This window comes from Nitrospirillum amazonense (assembly GCF_007828035.1).
Classification (GTDB): domain Bacteria; phylum Pseudomonadota; class Alphaproteobacteria; order Azospirillales; family Azospirillaceae; genus Nitrospirillum; species Nitrospirillum amazonense.
The window spans coordinates 62,747-79,891 of sequence record NZ_VITV01000007.1 but is presented as its reverse complement, the minus strand read 5'-3'; the positions used below and the strand labels follow the sequence as shown (position 1 = coordinate 79,891).

Annotated in this window: 13 protein-coding genes; 7 read left to right on the top strand and 6 right to left on the bottom strand. The window is 67.7% G+C overall.

Going from position 1 to position 17,145, the window contains the following annotated elements:
* Positions 1-84 precede the first annotated feature (84 nt).
* Complete coding sequence (locus FBZ87_RS19330) at positions 85-285, bottom strand: hypothetical protein (RefSeq protein WP_145612237.1); 201 nt, start codon at positions 283-285, stop codon at positions 85-87.
* 251 nt (positions 286-536) lie between these two features.
* Here FBZ87_RS19330 and FBZ87_RS19325 point away from each other — a divergent pair, with 251 nt between their 5' ends.
* Positions 537-1,406, top strand: a complete 870-nt coding sequence (locus tag FBZ87_RS19325; RefSeq protein ID WP_145612236.1) for an SDR family oxidoreductase — start codon at positions 537-539, stop codon at positions 1,404-1,406.
* Positions 1,407-1,476: 70 nt separating this feature from the next.
* On the opposite strand, the gene FBZ87_RS19320 is transcribed toward FBZ87_RS19325, so the two are convergent.
* Both FBZ87_RS19320 and agaR read right to left on the bottom strand, forming a co-directional pair.
* The gene (locus FBZ87_RS19320) at positions 1,477-3,567 is read right to left on the bottom strand and encodes a glycoside hydrolase family 36 protein (protein ID WP_145612235.1); all 2,091 of its coding nucleotides are present in this window, start codon (positions 3,565-3,567) and stop codon (positions 1,477-1,479) included.
* Between the two features lie 100 nt (positions 3,568-3,667).
* Positions 3,668-4,459, bottom strand: a complete 792-nt coding sequence (gene agaR / locus FBZ87_RS19315) for a transcriptional repressor AgaR (protein ID WP_145612234.1) — start codon at positions 4,457-4,459, stop codon at positions 3,668-3,670.
* A gap of 200 nt (positions 4,460-4,659) precedes the next feature.
* Here agaR and FBZ87_RS19310 point away from each other — a divergent pair, with 200 nt between their 5' ends.
* The 6 genes from FBZ87_RS19310 (at position 4,660) to FBZ87_RS19285 (ending at position 13,119) form a co-directional block, all read left to right on the top strand.
* Positions 4,660-5,553, top strand: a complete 894-nt coding sequence (locus tag FBZ87_RS19310; protein WP_145612432.1) for a DMT family transporter — start codon at positions 4,660-4,662, stop codon at positions 5,551-5,553.
* Positions 5,550-6,836: a D-tagatose-bisphosphate aldolase, class II, non-catalytic subunit gene (locus FBZ87_RS19305; RefSeq protein ID WP_145612233.1), complete on the top strand. Its 1,287-nt coding sequence runs from the start codon at positions 5,550-5,552 to the stop codon at positions 6,834-6,836. Before FBZ87_RS19310 ends, FBZ87_RS19305 begins: the two co-directional genes overlap by 4 nt.
* Complete coding sequence (locus FBZ87_RS19300) at positions 6,836-7,993, top strand: AgaS family sugar isomerase (RefSeq protein ID WP_145612232.1); 1,158 nt, start codon at positions 6,836-6,838, stop codon at positions 7,991-7,993. The genes FBZ87_RS19305 and FBZ87_RS19300 overlap by 1 nt, the downstream gene beginning before the upstream one ends.
* Positions 7,993-8,955: an N-acetylglucosamine kinase gene (locus tag FBZ87_RS19295; RefSeq protein ID WP_145612231.1), complete on the top strand. Its 963-nt coding sequence runs from the start codon at positions 7,993-7,995 to the stop codon at positions 8,953-8,955. Before FBZ87_RS19300 ends, FBZ87_RS19295 begins: the two co-directional genes overlap by 1 nt.
* A 98-nt stretch (positions 8,956-9,053) precedes the next feature.
* The gene (locus tag FBZ87_RS19290) at positions 9,054-12,005 is read left to right on the top strand and encodes a TonB-dependent receptor (RefSeq protein ID WP_186454846.1); all 2,952 of its coding nucleotides are present in this window, start codon (positions 9,054-9,056) and stop codon (positions 12,003-12,005) included.
* Between the two features lie 10 nt (positions 12,006-12,015).
* Positions 12,016-13,119, top strand: coding sequence for an amidohydrolase family protein (locus tag FBZ87_RS19285; RefSeq protein ID WP_145612229.1), 1,104 nt, complete (start codon positions 12,016-12,018; stop codon positions 13,117-13,119).
* Positions 13,120-13,176: 57 nt separating this feature from the next.
* On the opposite strand, the gene FBZ87_RS19280 is transcribed toward FBZ87_RS19285, so the two are convergent.
* The 3 genes from FBZ87_RS19280 to FBZ87_RS19270 are packed head-to-tail and all read right to left on the bottom strand — an operon-like array spanning position 13,177 to position 17,124.
* The gene (locus FBZ87_RS19280) at positions 13,177-14,259 is read right to left on the bottom strand and encodes a protein-glutamate methylesterase/protein-glutamine glutaminase (RefSeq protein ID WP_145612228.1); all 1,083 of its coding nucleotides are present in this window, start codon (positions 14,257-14,259) and stop codon (positions 13,177-13,179) included.
* A 6-nt stretch (positions 14,260-14,265) separates the two neighbouring features.
* Positions 14,266-15,150, bottom strand: a complete 885-nt coding sequence (locus FBZ87_RS19275) for a CheR family methyltransferase (RefSeq protein WP_246134488.1) — start codon at positions 15,148-15,150, stop codon at positions 14,266-14,268.
* Positions 15,151-17,124 (bottom strand): methyl-accepting chemotaxis protein, encoded by a 1,974-nt coding sequence (locus FBZ87_RS19270; RefSeq protein WP_145612227.1) that lies wholly within the window; start codon positions 17,122-17,124, stop codon positions 15,151-15,153.
* Between the last annotated feature and the right edge of the window lie 21 nt (positions 17,125-17,145).

The window sequence follows — 17,145 nt, the reverse complement described above, 5'->3', positions numbered from 1 at the left end:
GGCGAATATTGGATTGGACGCGGCGTGGGCGGCGACAGGGGCGCCCCTGAAAGGGACGTGCCGCCGCCCGCGACGCGGGCGCGATTAAGCCTTGATATTGATGTTGTTGCCCCGGTCCTTGTCGACGGCGCCCGTGTCCACGTCGCCGTCGCCATCCCGATCCAGGGTGGCGGGCTGCTGCGGGGCGGCCTGGCTGGCGGTGGTGTCGGTCGCCGCGGTGGGGGCGGCGGGGCGGTACAGGGCGGCGACGGAACTGGCGTACCCGCCAATGGAAGAAATGCTCATGATCGTAACTCCACGGAAGTGTCGGTCGGTTCGGGTGCGTTGTCGCTTTCGAGGGCAATATACCCCGTGGCCTGGAGACCAATTGTGGAGTTTTGTCGAGTCCTGCGGAATTGCGGCTGACCGGACGCGCCGCTGGATTGGGCCAACTGTCCCATCAGCGGGACGGCATGTCCAAAATCGGCGCCTATCGGGTGGAATTTGGATCAGTCATTTACAGGGGTGTCTTCTGACCCCAACCTGGAGTGATCCCCATGACCATCCTTGTTACTGGCGCCACCGGCCGCGTCGGCCGCCATGTCGTCGACCAGCTCGTCAAGCGCGGCGCCCCTGTCCGGGTGCTGACCCGTGACCCGTCCAAGGCCGACTTCCCGGCCGGCGTGGACGTGGCGCAGGGCGATCTGCTGGACATCGACGCGCTGCGCGCCGCCTTCGCCGGCGTGGACACGCTGTTCCTGCTGAACGCCGTCACCGGCGATGAATTCACGCAGGCGATCATCACCCTCAACATCGCCCGAGAGGCGGGCGTGCGGCGGCTGGTCTACCTGTCGGTGATCCATGCCGATCGCTTCGTCAACGTGCCTCACTTCGCGGTGAAGCTGGGGGCCGAGCGCATGATCGAACAGATGGGTTCCAGCGCCACGATCCTGCGGCCCACCTACTTCATCGACAATGAACTGATGATCAAGGACGTCATCATCAATCACGGCGTCTATCCCATGCCGATTGGCGGCCAGGGGGTCGCCATGGTCGACGCCCGCGATATCGCCGAGGTCGCGGCCATCGAGCTGATCCGCCGCCGGCAGGGGCCGGCCGACGTGCCGGTCGAGACCATCAACCTGGTGGGTCCCGATACGCTGACGGGTGCCGATGTGGCGGCGATCTGGTCGGACATCCTGGGGCGTCCGATCGCTTATGGCGGTGACGACCCCAGCGGCTTCGAGCGCACCATGGCCGGCTTCATGCCGAAGTGGATGGCCTACGAGATGCGCCTGATGGCCGAGCGTTATGTCAGCGACGGCATGATCCCCGAAGCCGGCGATGTCGAGCGGCTGACCCGCATCCTGGGCCGCCCGCTGCATTCCTACCGCGACTTCGCGCGGGGGCTCCTACCCTCGGCCTGAACCGAAACCTGCCTTAAAGGCGCGCCCCGGGCTTCCGGCCCAGGGCGCGCCTTAAAAGCAGGCCCTATGCTCACGCCGGCGACACCTCCAGCAGCAGCGACTTCTCGAAGCTGATCGTCAGTACCGGATGGGCCGCCGGCACCAGGCCAAGGTCGCGCTCATCGACATAGTCACGCACCCGGAAGCGGCCCCCGGCCGGCAGCCCGCGCAGGGTCAGGGGGCCGCTCCAGTGCGGTGCGTAAAAGGCGTAGTAATAGCGTCCGTCGCTTTCCACCAGGTGGCCTTCCGGCTTGTCGAAGCCGATGTCGTAGACGTCGCCGCGATAGAGGCCCTCGGCCAGGCGCTTGTCGCGGTACAGCCCGATCCATTTCTTCCAGTGGGCCTCGCGCTCCGGCGTCAGCAGGAAGGAATCCTTGGGCTTGGGGTCGATCGGCCAGGTGAATTTGGTCGAGACGATCCCGCCGATTCCGACGGTGGAGGCGAAGTCGTCGCCACCGTCTGACAACTCGACATGGTCGCCGGCGAAGGGCGCCGACGGGCCCATCAGCGCCTTCAGCGTCTTGCCCTTCAACCGCACCTGCCACGAGGACTCAGGGTCCGAGGCCGGCACCTGGTTGACGTAGGGGAAGTCGTAGACGCTGTAGGCGGTGCCGCAGGGGCAGAGTTCGACGATGTTGTCCTTGTCGATGGCCATCGCCGCTTCGTAGATCGCGCGGAAGAAGCCGGGCAAGGCCTCGACCGACTCCTCGGGCCGGGCATGGTTGTGCGCCGGGTTGTAGCAGGGTGCCACCCCGTTCAGGTGCTGCCCGTCGATCTTCAGCCCCTTGAATCCCCAGTCGCCGAGGAACTTCCTCACCAGCGCCACGGTGTGGGCGCGGGTCGGCTCATAGGCCGGGCACAGGTAGAAGCTGTTCCACCACGTGACCAGTTGGGGCGCCCCCTCCTTGGACAGCAGCAGCATGTCTGTATGGTCGTGCAGCAGATCGCTGCCCGGCGCCGCCGCCAGCGGCGCATACCACAGGCGCGGCTTGAGGCCGCCCTGGCGGATGCCGCCCACCAGTTTCAGGAAATCGGCTTCACGGCCCGGGTATTTGGCGGGGTCGATGACCCAGTCGCCGATTGCCTTCTGCCAGCCGTCATCGATCACCGCCCAGTCCAGCCCCAATTCCTTGGCCTTGGGCAAGGTGGCCTCGATCAGCTCCGGCGTGCACGACCGTTCATAGCCCCAGGCACACCAGATGGGTTCGAAAGAGGCGGCGGAGGGTTGCGGTGGCCGCACGCCCCGGTCGGCAGCGATGCGGCGGTAGGCATCGAGCGCCGCGAAGTAATCGCCCGCATGCACGGCCACAAGGGTTTCCAGCGTGTCGAACGTCCCGCCGGGCGCCAGCACGACATCGCGCACGGCGGTCAGGGCCAGGCGCGCGCCGCCCTTGTCCTCGCTGACCGGCAGCGACACCAGTTCCGGCACGGGCGCCAGATGGCCCACGGCCAGGCCGCCCTCGCGCCGCCACAGGTCCACGATCGGCGGGCCCCCGCCGTAATCCGAGGAGGACATGCCCAGGTAGTTGTCCTGGGCGAAACCGGCCTTCACCGGCTGCAGCCAGTCGCGACGGTCGGCATAGGTGCCGCCGGAATAGGACCAGAAGGCGGGGACCGAACCGCCCGGTTGCAGCCCCGGTGGCAGCAGGCGATGCGCCCCGTTGCGCCAGCCGGTCGCCGCCACGGCCTTCGCGGTGGTGTTGCGGTAAGAGACCTGCATGAACGCCACACCGGGGTAGCGCGCGTACTGGCGCAGGGTCAGGGTCTTTTCGATGCCCTGCCCAGACAGACCGGCCAGGCGGACCTGCCGGCCGGGGCCATGGCGGTCATTGATGGCCTGCGAGGTTGTGTCGCGCAGCGCGAACAACACGGCGTCATGGCCGCCGACCAGGGACAGGGTCTCGCCGGCGTCGACACCGGTCAGCCACAGCGGCTTGCCACCCGTCACCAGGGCGACGCGCGATCGCATCTGGTTGTCGAATTCGATGCGCAGCCGGTCATCCGCGAAAACCACCACCCTCCCCGGCGCCGCCAGCGCCCGCATCGGCGTGGCCATGGGCGCGGCCAGCGCCAGGCTCGTCGTCATCTTGAGAAAGGCGCGGCGCGAGGAGGGCTGCTTCATGGCGAGTCCAGACGATTGTCGATGTCGTTCGTTTGCCAAGGCTATGGCGAACGAAATCGAAATTCAATAGGGGTATCGCAATAAAACGAAACTTGCGTCGCTATACCCGCCGCAAATCCACGCCCAGCGACCGGCAGGCGGTGGCGATGGCATCGGGTGCCGCCTCGTCGGTGATCAGCATGTCGATCTCGCCCACGCCGATGATGCGATGCAGGCAGACCCGGCCGAATTTCGAACTGTCGGTGACGGCGATGGTCTGGCGCGCCACGTCGGCCATCTTGCGGTTCAGGATGGCTTCCGCCTCGTGATGGGTGGTGACGCCCCGCTCGACGTCTATGCCATCGACGCCCAGGAACAGCTTGTCGACCGCCAGCTCGCTCAGCGCCGCCACCGTCTGGGCGCTGTAGAACGCCATGTTCTTGCGGCGCAGCTCCCCGCCGATCAGCACCACGCGGATATGGCTCTTGGCGGCCAGCTCGGTCACGATGTTGAGGTCGTTGGTGACGACGGTCAGGTCTTCGATATCCGGCAGGAAGCGGGCGATTTGCAGGGTGGTGGTGCCGGAATCCAGCACGATGGACTCACCAGGATTGATCAGGCTGGCGGCGAAGCGGCCGATGCGCTCCTTCTCCGCGTGCTGCAACTCCAGCTTGGCCGCGACTGGGGATTCGATGGCGGCCGTTGTCGCCGAGGCGACCACGTCGGAGGCGATGGCGCCGCCATAAGAGCGGGCCATGACGCCGTGCTCCGTCAGGAAGTGCAAATCCTTGCGGATGGTCTGCATCGAAACGCGGAACCTTTTGGCCAGGTCCGCCACCTGGACGCTGCCGTGCTGGCGCACCATGGCGCTGATCTGGCTGCGCCGCTCGCTGGTATCGCGCTTGATGCTCATCTTTCGTTTTCCTGGCCTTGGTCGCCTACGAGTGCGGCACTTGCCCAGGCGCGTCAATTGGAAAAACCGCCCGCCAGGGTTTCGCGTCCAAGCGCACGATTCAGCGTGTTGCGTTTTCCATCTTCTTTCGATAAGGTCGCGAAGTGACAAGAAAACGAAACTTAGCAAAACAAACCTCAAGAGAGTGCCGCGTGTCCAGTATGGCCATCCCCGCCTATCGCCGTCCCTGGCTGCTCTTCGCGCTGCTGACCACCGGTTTGTGGGGGGTGTGGGGCGCCTTCGCCGGTGCCCCGGCGGAAAACGGTTTTCCCGAAACGCTGATCTATGTCGTGTGGGCGTTCACCATGATCCCGCCGGCGCTGTACGCCCTGTGGCGGGTCGACTGGAACTGGCCATGGGATCGCCGCTCCCTGATCTATGGCGCGGCGGTCGGGTTGCTGGGCGCCGGCGGCCAGATGGTCCTGTTCCACGCGGTGCGGATCGGCCCGACCTATCTGATCTTCCCGGTCATCGCCCTGTCGCCGCTGGTCACCATCGTCCTGTCGGCCGCCATCCTGCGGGAGCGGGTGACCTGGATCGGCGGCCTGGGCATCTTGTGCGCCCTGGTGGCGCTGCCGCTGTTCGATTTCTCGCCGGGCGGCGCTGGGGCCGGGCAGGGCCTGGCCTGGTTCGTGCTGGCGCTGCTGGTGCTGGTCGCCTGGGGCGTGCAGGGCTTCTTCATGAAATACGCGGCGCCGGTGATGAGCGCCGAGGCCATCTTCGCCTATATGGCGCTGACCGGGCTGCTGCTGGCCCCCGTCGCGCTGGCCATGACCGACTTCTCACAGCCGATCAATTACGGCTGGTCTGGCCCGGGCCTGGCCGCCGCCACCCAAATCCTGAATTCGATCGGGGCGCTGACCCTGGTCTACGCCTTCCGCCACGGCCGGGCGATCGTCGTCTCGCCGCTGGCCAATGCCGGCGCCCCGCTGATCACCGCGCTGATTTCGCTGGCGGCGCTGGGGCTGGTGCCCGCCCTGCCCAAGCTGGTCGGCATCGGACTGGCCTTCGCCGCGGCGGCCCTTCTGACCATTGAACCCGAGGACCAGGCATGAAAGCGATACTCGATCTGATCGAACGGCACCGCGCCGGCGAACCGGTCGGCATCTATTCCGTCTGCTGCGCCCATCCGCTGGCGATCAAGGCGGCGCTGCGCCACGCCCGCGAGGCGGGCGGCCAGGCGTTGATCGAGGCGACCTCCAACCAGGTGAACCAGGAGGGGGGGTATACCGGCTTTCGCCCCGACGGCTTCCGCGACCTGGTCATGGGCCTGGCGGACGAGGCCGGCCTGCCGCGTGACCGGGTGCTACTGGGCGGCGACCATCTCGGCCCCAACGCCTGGCGGGCGATGGACGCGGACGAAGCGATGAAGCGCGCCGCCGTGATGGTGGCGGATTATGTGACGGCCGGTTTCCGCAAGATCCATCTCGATTGCTCGATGTCCTGCGGCGGCGATCCGCGCGGCCTTTCAGACGCGGTGATCGCCGAGCGCACCGCCACCTTGTGCGAACGCACCGAGGCGGCCTGGAAGGACGCCGGCGGCGAACCGCCGGTCTATGTCATCGGCTCGGAAGTGCCGGTCCCCGGCGGCGCGCAGGAAGCGCTGGATGAACTGGCGGTGACCGACCCGGACGCGGCGCGCGCCACCATCGAGGCGCATCGCCAGGCCTTCGTCCGGCACGGGCTGGAGGCGGCATGGGAAAGGGTGGTCGGCCTGGTGGTCCAGCCGGGCGTCGAGTTCGACAACCACCATGTGGTCGATTACGTGCCGGCCAAGGCCCGGAAGCTGAGCGCCTCGATCGAAGGCCAGCCGCATCTGGTGTTCGAGGCCCATTCCACCGATTACCAAAGCGCCGCCGCCCTGGCCGCCTTGGTGCGCGACCATTTCGCCATCCTCAAGGTCGGTCCCGGCGTCACCTTCGCCCTTAGGGAGGCGCTGTGGGCCCTGGACCGCATCGGCCAGGAATGGCAGGGCGACGATCGGTCCGCCAGCCTGCGCGACACCGTGCTGGCGGCCATGCGTGACGACCCGACTTATTGGAAGCCCTATTACGGGGGGCGGGGCGCTGAGCTGGACCTGCAGCTGCAATACAGCCTGTCCGACCGCATCCGCTACTACTGGCCGACCGGACGGGTCGCCCGCGCGGTTCGCCGCCTGTGCGCCGCGTTCGACGCCGACCCGCCCCCCTTGGCCTTGGTCAGCCAGTACATGCCCGCCGCCTATGAGGCGATCCGCGCCGGCGCGCTGGCCCTGAAGGGCGAGGACCTCGTCATCCACCACATCCGGGAGACGCTGACCCCGTACTCCCGCGCCTGCGATCAACGGAGCACCCATTAATGACTTTCACCGGATTGGCCGCCGACGAGCTGGAGGCGCGCGGCGGCGGGTGGACGGCGCGCGAGATACGCCAGCAGCCTGCCATGTGGGCCGCCACCGAGCAGCTCGTGCAGGTGCTGCGCCCACGCGCCGAGGCGTTCCTGGCGCCCTTGATGGCGCGCAGCGACCTGCGGGTGGTGCTGACCGGCGCCGGCAGCTCCGACTATATCGGCCGCTCGCTGGTGCCGGACTTGCTGGCCGGCCTCGACCGCCGGGTTGAGGCGATCGCCACCACCGATATGGTGGTGGGTGGCGCCCAGCTCTTGCAGCGCGACGTGCCGACCTTGCTGGTGTCCTTCGCCCGCTCGGGCAACAGCCCTGAGAGCGTCGCCGCCACGGAGATCGCCGAGACCTACCTGGCCGACTGCCGCCATCTGATCATCACCTGCAATGGCGACGGCGCCCTGTATCGGCGCCATCACGGCAGGCCGGGCAGCCTGGTCGCGCTGCTGCCGGAGGCAACCCACGACCGCGGCTTCGCCATGACATCCAGCTTCACCTCCATGGCGCTGGCGGCGCGGCGCATCCTGCTGCCGGCGCAGCCTATCGACGTCGCCCGCATAGGCGCGGCCGCGGATCAGGTTTGCGCCGATCACGGCGGTTCGCTGGCGGCTGCCGCCAACGGCGGATTCAAGCGGGTGGTCTACCTCGGCAGCCGTGGCTTGGCGGGCATCGCGGACGAGGCGGCGCTGAAACTGCTGGAACTGACGGATGGCGAGATCGTCGCCATGGCCCAGACGCCGCTGGGCTTCCGCCATGGCCCGAAAACCTTCGTCGACGGCCAGACTCTGGTGGTGCTGTTCCTGTCCAACGACCCGCAGGCGCGCCGCTACGAATTGGACGTGGTGCGCGAGATCGCCGGCGACGGCATCGCCGGCAGGCTGCTGGTGCTGGCGGGGCAGGGGGACGGCCTGGACGGCCTGAGCGCCGACCTGCTGCCCGGGCTGGAAGCCGCATCCGACGCCGAGCTGAGCTTCCCTTATCTGGCCTGGGCCCAGGCCTTCGCCCTCGGCCGTTCGCTGGCCCTGGGCCGCACGCCCGACAACCCCAGCCGCACCGGCGCGGTCAACCGGGTGGTGCAGGGTGTGACCATCTATCCCGAGCCGGGGAGGACCTGATGTTCCTTGGCGTCGATGGCGGCGGCACCAAGACCGCCTTCCTGCTGCTCAACCCCGAGGGCGCAGTGCTGGCCCGTCATGAGGGCGGCTCCTCCTACCATCCCGAGGTCGGGGTCGAGGGGTTGCGCGCGGTGTTGAACGATGGCGTGCGCGCGGTGCTGGCCCAGGCCGGTCTGACGCCATCCGCCATCCGCCACGCCTTCTTCGGCTTGCCCACCCTGGGTGAGGATCCGGCCACCGATCCCGTCTTGACGGATGCCGCCGGTGCCGCCGTTGCCGGCGGCCGGTACAGCTGCGGCAACGACATGGTCGGGGGCTGGGCGGGCGCGCTGGCATGCGAGGACGGCATCGTCATCACCGCCGGCACCGGCTCGATCGCCTACGGCGAATACCAGGGCCGCGGCGCCCGCGCCGGCGGCTGGGGCGAGATCTTCGGCGACGAGGGATCGGCCCACTGGATCGGCCGCGAGGGCTTGGCCCTGTTCTCGAAGATGAGCGACGGGCGCATGCCGCCCGGTCCGCTGCTCGATCTGGTCCGCGCCCGCTTCCAGCTGGCCCGCGACATCGACCTGTGCGGCCTGGTCAACAGGCCGGGCGGTGCTGCGCGCAGCGCCGTCGCCCAGGTATCGCAGACCGTGGCCGCCGCCGCACAGGCCGGCGACGCGGCGGCCACGGCGATCTTCGTCCGGGCCGGGGGCGAACTGGCCCGTCTGGCCGCCGCCGTCCGCGCGGGTCTGGGCGTGCCGGACGGCGAGGAACTGGCCCTGTCGTACGTTGGCGGGGTGTTCCGCGCCGGCGCCCTGGTGCTCGACCCCTTCGCTGCGGCGCTTGAGGCCGGCGGCCATCGCTATCACCTGCAGCCGCCGCTGCTGACCCCCGTGGTCGGTGCAGCCCTTTATGCCGCCCGCGCCGCCGGGATCCGTTTCAGCCGCGAGCAGGTGACGACGCTCGCATCAAAATGAAAGCGGCCTCGAATGCCGCGACCGAACAGGAGGTGGAAGGAATGAGGAGAGGTCTGAAGACGACTCAAAGAACGCCGCAAAGCGCCTGGATCCTGCCGATGATCCTGGCGATGGGATGCGGGGGCGGGGCCTGGGCCCAATCCACCAATGTCCCATCCGCCACGGGCGACTTGGAGGAGATCGTGGTCACCGGCATCCGCGCCGACCTGGAAAAGTCGCTGGAGGTGAAAAGGAACGCATCGGTCGTCCTTGATTCCATCAACTCCACCGAGCTGGGGCGCTTTCCGGACGCGGACGTCGCCGACTCACTGGCGCATCTGCCCGGCATCACCATTTCGCGCACCACCGGCGGCGAGGGGCAGAAGGTCAGCGTCCGGGGCCTGGGCGCGCAGTACAATATCGTCACCTGGAACAACCGTGTCCTGGCCACCGACGATGACGGCCGCGACCTGGCCTTCGACGTGCTGCCGTCCGAGGTGATCACCGCCGCCGACGTGCTGAAATCACCCCAGGCGTCGGCGCTGGAGGGCAGCATCGGCGGCACGGTGAATTTGCGCACCGCCAGCCCCTTCGACAATCCCGGCCTGCATGGCGGCGTCCATGCCGAGGGCGACTACAACGACATGTCGACCCTGCACGGCCAGAAATATACGGCCTTCCTATCCGATACCGATTCAACCGGCACCTGGGGAATCCTGATCGGCGCTGTGCATTCGGACAACAATATCCGTACGGACTCGCTGAACGCCTACCAGCAGAACATCTACGGCCCCAACACCTATCCGTTCGATGGCAGCGGCAACCCGCACGCCCTGGCGGCGACGCCCTGCTGCATCACCTTCGGCTCGATCTATGACGAGAAGAAGCGCGACGCGGTCTCGGGCAGCATCGAATGGCGCCCGACCGACACGCTGAAGATCGCCGTGGATGGCCTGTGGACCCGGCTGCAGGACCCCCAGGTCGGCTATAATGAAAGCTATTACTTCCCCTATGGCAGCGACCAGAACGGCAATCCGACCTGGAACAACGCCACCTACCAGAACGGCATCATCAGCGGCGTGTCGGTCAACGACTTCCAGCCGGAAATGGTCAACAACACCGTGGCCCGCAAGGTCGACACCAGCCTGGTGGGCATCAATGCCAAGTGGCAGGCCACGTCACGGCTGTCCCTGGCGGTGGACGCCTACCGCTCCGCCGCCGACCGGCCCGAGGGCGGCAAGGACACCTTCATGACCGCCGGCCTGGTGTCCGCCACGCCCTATGCCGAGGACATCCTGAACATGTCCGATACCGTGCGGGGGCTGCCCAGCCTCAACGTCGCCATCCCGCCCAGCCAACTCGGCCTCGGCGCCTGCCCCTCGGGAACGGCCAGTTCGACCAATGCCGGCTATTGCTCCTACACGGCGCTGATGAATTCCGGCTTCCTCAACGACAACAAATACTGGTCGACCCACTATGTCGGTCTCAACGGCTACACCGTGAAGGACCAGGTGCGCGGCATCAATCTCGACGGCACCTATGACGTCAACGCCTTCTTCATCGACCGCCTCACCTTCGGCGGAGGGGAAACGCGGCGCGAGAAAAGCCGCCAGGACATCAGCAACGACTGGGACAACGGCTCGGGCCAGTATGGCACGCTGTACAACACCGCCGGCTGCCCCATCCAATGCAACCCCTATTCCTTCGCCTCGCAGGGTTATGACGTGGTCACCATGGTCAGCCCGCCCAATTTCATGCAGGGCGCCGGCGGATCCTTCCCGACCACGCTGCCGCGCCTCAATTCGGCGGCGCTGCTGAACTTCCTCAGGAGCCTGAACGGCAAGCCCAACCCCTTCTATTGCCAGAATTACCCGACCGTCTGCGCAGCACCCTATACGCCGTTTGACTTCTCGCAGACCCTGCCGCAGGAAAACCCCTACAACTCCTACAGCGTCAAGGAACGCACCGACAGCTTCTATGTCGAGGCGGAGATGTCGGGCGCGCGGTGGTCGGGCAACATCGGTGTGCGCGTGGTGCGCACCGAAACCGACGCCAGCACCGCCGCGGCCGTGCCGGTGTCGCTGTGGACCCCGACCGCCGTCGGTGCCACCCAGACCTGGAACGTGCAATACGCGACCGGCCAGGCCTCAAACTCGCATGGCTCCTACATCATTCCGCTGCCGTCCGCCAATTTCGCCTATTGGGCCATGCCGGAGGAACTGCAGCTGCGCGCGGCGGTGGCCCAGACCCTATCGCGCCCAAACCTTAACCAGCTGGCGCCGACCTCGTCCAACAACGCCATCAACGGCGAGCCCCAGCTGTTCTACGGCGGCACCGCCGGCCTGCGCCCCATCAAGGCCTGGCAGGCGGACCTGTCGGCCGAGTGGTACTACATGCCGCACGCCGCCTTCACCGTCGCCCTGTTCGGCAAGCGGATCCGCGACGACATCTATGAGGGGGTGACGACGAATGTGGATCTCGGCACCATGCAGTACGTCGGCGGCCCGCCCGGCACCGTGCCTGGCACACCCTTCCTGTGGACGGTGACGGCCCCGTCCAACGGCGCCAAGAGCACCTTCGCCGGCATCGAACTGACCTGGCAGCACATGACCGATCTGGGCGTGGGCATCCATGCCCAGTTCACCGCCACCAGCAGCCAGGGTTACGACCAGAACGGCAAATCGCTGGGCGCGATCGACCCGGTACCACCGATCACCTCGTCGCTGAGCCTGATCTACGACAAGGATGGGCTGTCCGGCGACATCACCTGGGACCACGCGTCGGGCTACACCTACGCCTGCTCGATGTGCACCGAGGTGCCCGGCTGGCCGGCCAAGGCCGACTCTTTCGACTGGGTCACGGCCAGCGTCCACTACAAGTTCCTGCATGGCTTCGACGTCTATGTCGAGGCCAAGAACCTGACCAACTCGGTGGCGCGGACCTACCTGAACGGCAACCCGCTGCTGCCCTGGGCGCCCGGCCAGTCCGTGGGGCAGAGCACCAGCGGCGTCGGCGCCGGATATTCCGCCTATGGCCGCACCTTCGTGGCCGGCGCCGCCTATCAATTCTGAGGGCGACCCCATGTCCAAGCTTGCACTGGCGTTCGCCGTGACGCTGATCGCGTTCGCGGCGAACGCCGACGAATTGCTCTACACCGAGGCGGATTTCGCCTCGGTGCCCAAGTTCGACGCCCATGTCCACGCCAACCGGCAGGGGCACGAGTTCCTCGACATCGCCCGCAAGGACGGGTTCGAGCTGCTGTCGATCAACGTTGACTACCCTGATTTCCCGCCGCTGGCCGACCAGGCCAAGGTGGCGCACGCGCTGAAGACGCTGGACCCCGGGCGCTTTCACTTCGCGACCACCTTTTCCATGAAGGGATACGGCGGGAAAGGATGGGCCGCCGCCACCATCCGCCACCTGGACGCGGAATTCGCCCAGGGCGCGCTGGCGGTCAAGGTGTGGAAGAACATCGGCATGGTGGAAAGGAACGCCCAGGGCCAGTTGATCATGCTCGATGATCCCGGCTTCGACCCGGTGATGAACCATCTGGCCGAAAGGCGCATCCCGCTGATCGCACATCAGGGCGAGCCGAAGAATTGCTGGCTGCCCCTGGACCAGATGACGACGGAAAACGACCGCAGCTATTTCCGCGAGCACCCCGAGTACCACATGTACCTGCATCCCGAGCAGCCGAGCCTTGAGACCATCCTGGCCGCGCGCGACCGGATGATCGAACGCCATCCCAACCTGGCGGTGGACGGGGCGCACATGGGCAGCCTGGAATGGGACGTCGACCTGTTGGCCAAGTTTCTGGACGCCCATCCCAACGCGGTGGTCGACCTGGCCGCCCGCCTGACCAATGTGCAGTACCAGTCGGTGCGCGATCACGACAAGGTGCGGGCCTTCTTCATCCGCTACCAGGACCGGCTGCTATACGGCACCGACCTGACCGACAACCCGCCCTCACCGCAGGAGCGCGCCCAGAACCCGCCCCGTGAAGAGGGTGGAATCACGGCGGAGGCCGATCATTTCTGGCGCTCGGACTGGCGATACCTGGCCACCACCGGCAGCCAGCGGATCGACGCGCTGAACGCCGAGGTCAAGGGCCTGGGCCTGCCGAAGGCCGTGATCGACAAGATCTACTGGTCCAATGCCCGCCGCGAGTTCCATCTGCGGCGGTAGGTCACCGCCGCCCCCGCCCACCCCCGTGTCATGGGATGGGATGCCGTGGGATGGGGATCACCGGTTGCCAGCCCGGATGATTTCCGTCGCCAGCTGATCCAGGGGCAGGATCTTGCCGGCGGCGCCCAGGGCGATGGCCTCCCGCGGCATGCCGAAGACGACGGAGGTGGCCTCGTCCTGGGCGATGGTATGGGCACCGGCCCCCTTCATCTCCAGCAGTCCGCGCGCGCCGTCGTCGCCCATGCCGGTCATGAGGATGCCGATGGCGTTGGGGCCGACATGGGTGGCCGCCGACCGGAACAGCACATCGACGGACGGCCGATGGCGTGACACCAGGGGGCCGTCCTTGACCGAGACGTAATAACGGGCACCACTGCGCTGCAGCAGCATGTGGCGGTTCCCGGGCGCGATCAGCACCCGCCCGCGCATCACCGTGTCCCCGTCCTCCGCCTCCTTGACCTCCATCTCGCACAGGCCGTTCAGCCGGCGGGCGAAGGCTTCGGTGAACTTCTCCGGCATGTGCTGCACCACCACGATGCCCGGGCTGGCGGCGGGCAGCCTTTCCAACACCACTCGCAGGGATTCAGTGCCCCCGGTCGATGCGCCGATGCAGACCACGGTTTCCGTGGTCCGGGCCATGGCGTGGTGGCGGACCAGCGGAGGCGGCAGGACGACGTCGGCGGTCAGCTTGCGCTCCGGCTCGCGCACGCGCGGGGCCGCGGGCACATGCTTCAGCTGGGCCCGGGCCGCCGCCTTCACGACATCGCAGATGCGGATCTTGGCGTCCTGCAGGAACTCGGCCGTGCCCACGCGGGGCTTCAGGATGATATCGACGGCGCCGGCGTCCCAGGCCTGGTTGGCCGTTTCCGATCCTGCCTCGGCCAGCGAGGAGCAAATGACCACCGGGACCGGCCGCTGTGACATCAACCGCCGCAGGAAGGTGATGCCGTCCATGCGGGGCATCTCCACATCCAGGGTGATGACGTCCGGCACCTCCTGCTGGATGCGGCGCGCGGCGACGAACGGGTCGGACGCCGTCGCCATCACGTCGATCCCGGGGTCCGATTGCAGGATGTCGGTCATGACCTGGCGGACCGATGCGGAATCGTCGATGACCAGCACACGGATCTTGCGGGGCATGGCCGATCACTCCCGCCGGAAGACGCTGGCGCCCAGCGGACGCATCGGCAGGCCGGATCCCGCCAGGGATTCCGAATGCCCCAGGAACAGGTAGCCGCCGGGGCGCAGGTGGTCGCACAGGCGGGTCAACACCGCCTGCTGCGTCGGCTTGTCAAAGTAGATCAGGATGTTGCGGCAGAAGATGACGTCCAGGTCGCGATCGACCGGATATGTCGCGTCCATCAGGTTCAGCCGGCCGAACCGGACCATGCGGCGCAGCTCGGGCACGATGCGCACCAGGCGCCGGGCCCGGTCCTTGGAGCGCAGCAGGTAGCGCTGGCGCATTTCCGGCGGCACGGGGGCGATCATCTCCTCCGGATAGATGGCGGTGGCAGCCGTTTCCAGCACACGGGTCGAGATGTCGGTGGCCACGATGTCGACCCGGAAGCCGCCATGACGCTGGCTGGCGTCGGCCAGGACCATGGCCAGGGTGTAGGGTTCGGCGCCGATCGAGCTGGCGGTGCTCCAGACTTTCAGGCTGGTGTACGGCCCGGCGCGGCGCCGGGCCAGCAGTTCCGGCAGCGCCACCTCCTCCAGGATGCGGAAATGCTCCTGCTCGCGGAAGAACTCCGTCTTGTTGGTGGTGACGACGTCGATCAGGTGGATGGCCTCGTCCGCCAGGCCGCCGCCATCGAAAAGACGCGCGCAATAGTCCGCCAGGTCGGCCGCACCGGTCGCCACCACCCGTTTGCGCAGGCGGCCCTCGACCATGGTCCGCTTGCTCTCGGGCATCTTGATGCCGCTGTAATCCTGGATGAAGGCGGCCAGCCGACGAAAGTCGCGTGCGCCGAGGCGGTCGGCGGCAGCCACCGCTGCCGCCCTGGAGGCCGCCTCCCCGTGATCCGCCAACACTCAGTACTTCTCGAACTCGGCGTCGCGGGCATCGCCGGCGCCGTTGCTCAGGTCCAGGGCGAAGCCGGCGGCGGCCTTGCGCCCGGCCCCGACGCGCGCGGCTACCGGTGCCGCGCGGCCATTGTGCCCGGGCCCGTGCCCATTCGCGGTCCGCAGGTTCGCCGGGCGCGTAGGGGCGGGCGCCGGCTTGGCGGCGCTGGCCACCGGCCGCGACGGCCGGCGCGCGGCCGCGACCGACGCGGGCGCTGCCCCATCCACCCGGAAGTAGGCGATGCTGGCCTGCAACTGCTCCGACTGCGCCGCCAGCTCCTCCGACGTCGCCGACATCTGTTCCGACGCGCTGGCGTTCTGCTGCGTCACCTTGTCCAGCTGCTGGATTGCCTGGTTGATCTGCTCCCCGCCGATGTCCTGCTCCCGGCAGGCCGCGCTAATCTCCGCCACCAGCTCCGCCGTCTTCTTGATGTCCGGCACCAGGCGCGTCAGCATCTCACCCGCCTCCTGCGCCGCCTGCACCGTCTGCGACGACATGGTGCTGATCTCCGCCGCCGCCGTCTGGCTGCGCTCCGCCAGTTTGCGCACCTCCGATGCCACCACGGCGAAGCCCCGGCCGTGCTCGCCCGCCCGCGCCGCCTCCACGGCCGCGTTCAAGGCCAGCAGGTCCGTCTGGCGCGCGATCTCCTGCACGATGGTGATCTTCTCCGCGATCGTCCGCATGGCCTGCACCGCTCGCGTCACCGCCTCGCCGCTGGTCTGCGCGTCCGCCGCGGACTGCCGCGCGATCTTCTCCGTCTGGCTGGCGTTGTCCGCGTTCTGCTTGATGTTCGCCGCCATCTGCTCCATCGATGCCGATGCTTCCTCCGCCGCCGACGCCTGCTCCGTCGCCCCTTGCGACAGCTCCTCCGCCGTCGCCGACAGCTCCTGGCTGCCCGACGACACGTTGTCCGACGCCGACGTCGCCTCGCCCACGACATCCCGCAGCTTCTCGACCATGCGCTTCAGCGCCAGGCCCAGCGTATCCTTGTCGGACAGGGGCGTGGCCTCCACCGTCAGGTCGCCGTCGGCGACCGTGTCGGCTACCTGCGCCGTGGCCCGCAGGTTGGCGATCATGCGCTTCAGCGCGATGCCCAGCGTATCCTTGTCGGACAGGGGCGTGGCCTCCACCGTCAGGTCCCCATTGGCCACCGTGTCGGCGATGCCGGCCGTCGCCCGCAAATTGTCCATCATGGTGTTCAGCGCGGTCACCATGTCCCGGATCTCGTCATCGGACCTGACGGCCAGCGACTGGTCCAGGTCGCCGCGGGCGACGCCGTTGGCCAGGCGGATGGCGCCCTGCAGGCCCCGGCTGATGCTGATCAGGATCCAGGTCGCGGCGGCCAGCGCGATCAACAGCGAGACGGCGACCGTGGCGGTCAGCACCGTCCGCGCGGTGTCATACTGGGCGGTGGCCGCGGCTTCGGTCTGCGTCATGTTCGCCTGGGCCAGGGCCACCACCTCGTCCAGCGCCGCGTCGGCGCTGTCCAGCACCTGCCGCCCCTCGACGCGGGACAGGCGCACGGCCTCGTCCCGCTGCTCACTTTTCGCCAGGGCGATAACCCGATTCTGGATGGGCAGGAATTGTTTCCAAACGGCGGTAAAGGCCGCCACCTTCTTGTTGCTTTCACCGCTGGTGAGGGAGTCCAGCTTGGCGCGATCGGCCTCCAGGGCCTGCTGTTCCTTGGCGATCCGCGCCTCATACTGGCTCACCAGCTCCTTGCTGTCCGCCAGCAGCAGGCTCTTCTCCGACCGCGTCACGGTCATGAGGTCGGTGTAGAGATCCTGGGCCAGCTTGATCTGCTGCATCGGCCCCTGGGCCATGTGGTGCAGGCTTTCATCCAGGGCGGCCAGTTTCTGTATGCCCAGGACGGCGCTGGTGGTCGACAACGCGACGATGACCGCGAAGGTCAGCCCCAGTTTCAGCTTGATGGTCATGCGCATCGCGAAGGATCCTTGATCGTC

Bases quoted from the DNA above. Each gene is read 5' to 3' on its own strand.
- FBZ87_RS19330 (WP_145612237.1), bottom strand. From the start codon at position 285: ATGAGCATTTCTTCCATTGGCGGGTACGCCAGTTCCGTCGCCGCCCTG.
- FBZ87_RS19325 (WP_145612236.1), top strand. From the start codon at position 537: ATGACCATCCTTGTTACTGGCGCCACCGGCCGCGTCGGCCGCCATGTC.
- FBZ87_RS19310 (WP_145612432.1), top strand. From the start codon at position 4,660: ATGGCCATCCCCGCCTATCGCCGTCCCTGGCTGCTCTTCGCGCTGCTG.
- FBZ87_RS19300 (WP_145612232.1), top strand. From the start codon at position 6,836: ATGACTTTCACCGGATTGGCCGCCGACGAGCTGGAGGCGCGCGGCGGC.
- FBZ87_RS19320 (WP_145612235.1), bottom strand. From the start codon at position 3,567: ATGAAGCAGCCCTCCTCGCGCCGCGCCTTTCTCAAGATGACGACGAGC.
- FBZ87_RS19280 (WP_145612228.1), bottom strand. From the start codon at position 14,259: ATGCCCCGCAAGATCCGTGTGCTGGTCATCGACGATTCCGCATCGGTC.
- FBZ87_RS19305 (WP_145612233.1), top strand. From the start codon at position 5,550: ATGAAAGCGATACTCGATCTGATCGAACGGCACCGCGCCGGCGAACCG.
- FBZ87_RS19270 (WP_145612227.1), bottom strand. From the start codon at position 17,124: ATGCGCATGACCATCAAGCTGAAACTGGGGCTGACCTTCGCGGTCATC.
- FBZ87_RS19285 (WP_145612229.1), top strand. From the start codon at position 12,016: ATGTCCAAGCTTGCACTGGCGTTCGCCGTGACGCTGATCGCGTTCGCG.
- agaR (WP_145612234.1), bottom strand. From the start codon at position 4,459: ATGAGCATCAAGCGCGATACCAGCGAGCGGCGCAGCCAGATCAGCGCC.
- FBZ87_RS19290 (WP_186454846.1), top strand. From the start codon at position 9,054: ATGATCCTGGCGATGGGATGCGGGGGCGGGGCCTGGGCCCAATCCACC.
- FBZ87_RS19295 (WP_145612231.1), top strand. From the start codon at position 7,993: ATGTTCCTTGGCGTCGATGGCGGCGGCACCAAGACCGCCTTCCTGCTG.